This is a genomic window from Clostridium tarantellae, from assembly GCF_009295725.1.
Lineage (GTDB): Bacteria > Bacillota > Clostridia > Clostridiales > Clostridiaceae > Sarcina > Sarcina tarantellae.
This window is the reverse complement of record NZ_WHJC01000322.1, coordinates 1-3,610: the sequence shown is the minus strand read 5'-3', so window position 1 is coordinate 3,610 and position 3,610 is coordinate 1. Positions and strand designations below refer to the sequence as shown.

Annotated in this window: 2 protein-coding genes; both read right to left on the bottom strand. The window is 25.0% G+C overall.

The window, feature by feature from the left end:
* A partial coding sequence (locus GBZ86_RS13775; protein WP_152891592.1) for an McrC family protein occupies positions 1 to 1,256 on the bottom strand: 1,256 nt, incomplete at its 3' end.
* Entirely contained in the window at positions 1,253 to 3,514 is a 2,262-nt protein-coding gene (locus tag GBZ86_RS13770) for an AAA family ATPase (protein WP_152891590.1), read from the bottom strand. The genes GBZ86_RS13770 and GBZ86_RS13775, both read right to left, overlap by 4 nt.
* Between the last annotated feature and the right edge of the window lie 96 nt (positions 3,515 to 3,610).

Sequence of the window (3,610 nt, the reverse complement as noted above, 5' to 3'; positions counted from 1 at the left end):
ATATATGTTGAGCACTCTTTAGTATGATTTTCATCAATAATATTACATATATAGTTTAAATTTATAGGTTGCATTATTACTTCAGCATAAGATTCCCCATTAATAGGATTTATAATATTTATTTTTTCTAATTTAGCATTGCTGTTCATAGAAGGATATAATATTTTAGCTTTATTATTTCCATAGTTACTAACTGCATAAATAGCTAATTGATATAACATTTCTCTTGGGAGAGGATTTTCCCATAAATCTCTATATTTAGCATCTAATAAAGTAATTACTTTATTTTTTTTCATTATAGCAAAGTCAGGTCTAGGCATAGGCGCTTTTTTTCTTTTAGGATTATATTCTCCTGCATATTGAAACATATTATGTAAAGTAAATTCATCTTTAACTTCATAATCTAAAATATAATCTTTTAATAATTTAGAAACAAAGCTTTGAAAGAATTTATTCATATCAAATAAAAATCCACTAAAAACCTTTGAGTTTATGTCTTTTTCTAGTGATACTCCCTTTCCTTCATAAATTATATTTATAAGTTCTAAAGCTGGTTTATAATGAGCCACTAATCTATTAATATTACTGTAAGCCTTATTAATAATAGTTTTATTTAAAGTAATTTTACTTATGTTAATTTCCATAAAATTAGCTATTCTTTTTAATTTTATTTTAAGTTCTTTATCATCAGTTATTGATATACCTAAATAAATTCCTGATAGCAATACTTGGTTAAGTGTATTATCCTCTAATCTTTTATAATAGGTACAAGGAAGGGTAGAACCAATGAATCCTCCATTTTTACTTATTTCATTAAAATTTATTCTTCCTTTTGGAGAAGATAACTTATGATTTATCTTTATATAATTTTTATTTAATCCTATATTTATAAGGTGCTCTATTTCTATACATAATTGATAAATTAATAAGTCAAGGAAACTGTATTTTTTAATTTCATAATTAGCTTTAGATAATATATTTAAATCCTTTAACCCATAGGTATATTTTAAAAGCTTAAAAAGAGGTAAATTATCTATTTTAGGAAAAATATTTATATGTAAACTTCCTAATTTTATTTTACCTACATAGGAATTTGTACTTATAGAAATACCCTTTCTTAATTCTATTATATTTAAAAAGCCTTTATTCTTTAATAATTCTGCCGTTTTTCTTTCTTCATCATTATTTAAGAAAACATTATAAAGTTTATTATCTTTATTAGGAGTTAGGGTTTGCCATTCTTTTAAAGTAATCATAGTTCCCCCTTAATATCCTCATTTTCACAATCTTCTTGACATACAGAAAAAGAAGTTTTTATTTCAGCACAGGGAGATAATAAAGCATTTATAAGCTCATCCTTTTTAGATGGTTTAAATATATCAAAATTAATATCACCATTTTCTATATTTATTAAAGAATTTCCAATAATTTTTGATATAGATTCATAATCTCCATAAAAATATTCTTCTAATAAAGGAATAATATCCTCTAAAATTACTTTATTTAAGCTTTCAAAGGTTTGTATGGCATTATTATTTTCCATAAAATAAGAATGACCTATTTGTAGGTTTCTACCTTCTTTTCCCAAAACCTGACAAAGCCTTTTATTTAACTCCTTAAGCCATAATTCAAGTGGTAGTCCTTCTATAATAGAATTAGCTAATAAGCTATAATCAGGCATAATTTCAATAAACCCAAATCTTCTTCTAAGGGCAGTATCTAATAAAGTAATAGATCTATCGCTGGTATTCATTGTTCCAATGATAAATACATTTTTTGGCACATTAAACAGGGTATTTGATAAAGGAAGAATTAAATTTTTCTCTCTTTTATTGCTTTCTAATAGGGTAATTAACTCTCCAAATATACGAGAAATATCTCCTCTATTAATTTCATCAATAATTAAGTAGTAATTTTTATCAGCATTTACCTTTGCTTCTTTACATAAGGATTTAAATATACCATCCCTTAACTTAAAAAGAGTTTGCATATTGTTCTCTGAAATGGTAGGCTTTATTCCTTCAATAAAATCTTCATATCCATAGGATGGATGAAAACAACACATTCTTACTAATCCTGCTGATAAGTTATTTCCTTGAACAATTGCTAATTCTTCATCATTTAAATCTTCATAATTTTTATTAAAGGCTTTTCTTGCAGCTAATTCAAAGGCTGTTTTTTCAGCAAAGTAAGTTTTTCCAGTACCTGAAGGACCATATAAAATAACTTGCTTTTTTCTTTGTAATATATTTTCAATTTGTTCCATAGTGCCTTCTAATTTTTTTAGTTTTTTAATAGCAGAAGATAGTCCTATGTGAGTATCTTCTCTTTGAAGTAGTTTTTCTATTTTTAATAAGTTATCCGTATTTTTACCATAAGCATTTACTATTGTTTTTAGTCCCTCTTTTGGTTCTGGTAAACTCTCACCATTAAAATATTTTAACCAATTAACTTTAATAGTATTAGGAAATTCTAACCCTGCATTAAATTCATAATTACCTATAACTTTTCCAATAGCTAAAATTAAATTCCCTTCAACAGCCACCACTATATCCTCTGAAGTTATGTACTTTATAAAGTTATAAATTTCATTTGCTATTTTATTTGTGGATTTTGAAGCATTCATATATTTTTCATTTATTAAAAGCTTTAAATTATCCTTAGCTTTTTTATCACCTAAAGAATTTATTTTAGATAAATCTCCAAGTTTAGTCCAACCAATAGATATACATTCATTTTCCATCATTTCATTTAATAAGCTTTCTCCATTTTCATTAACTGTATTTATACGCCAGTATTTATGATAAGGACCATAAAGTTCTCCAATAATATAATTTAAATTTGCCACAGGAATATTTAATTCTTTAGATAATTTTATATAAAAACTAGAAAGTTCATATCTTCCCTTAGTTTCTTTAGGTTTCTCTAAAAGCTTAATCATAAAAAATCTTTGATACTCTAATGTATGAAAAGTATCAATTTTTTCAGGAAATAACATATGATAATACTTATGAACCCAAGCAGTATCAGAAAGACCTTTGGTATCTGTAATTAAATGTTCTTCAAGGTTTTTATAGGTATTATAATCATATTTATTAGGTAAAGAGTTTATTATTTCAACACCTTTTACCATTAAATCTCTTTTTTCTCTAGCAACTTCAATAGCTTCTTCAATAGTAGCTTCCTTAGGGTTTTTAGTAGTTCCAATAATCCATTTTCCATCTTCCTTACGCTTATATACACCAAATTTAAAGGAACTACCTCCAGCAATTTTACCAAAAATATTAGGTATATCTTTATAGGTTTTAAACTCTAAATAATAAACCAAACTTTCTTTATTACCATGATTAAACATAGTATTTAGTAGAAGCTCCCCATCCATACTTTTTAATTTTTCAGCATTAAAGCGTTCATAAAAGGCTTCATAATATTCTTTTAAATCATCTGCTTTTTTCAACATATTTTTTGATAAAAATTCATTATATTTAAACTTTATTTTTTCCCTATAATCCATTTTTATATCATCTCCTTTTAATTTCTAGATGAAACTAAAATTACAAATAATTTCTAATTTTCCCTTATAAAAATTATTTATTTCTATACTATATAC

What these genes read in the sequence shown, in the direction of transcription:
- GBZ86_RS13770 (WP_152891590.1), bottom strand. Translation starts at nt 3,514, where the DNA reads ATGGATTATAGGGAAAAAATAAAGTTTAAATATAATGAATTTTTATCA.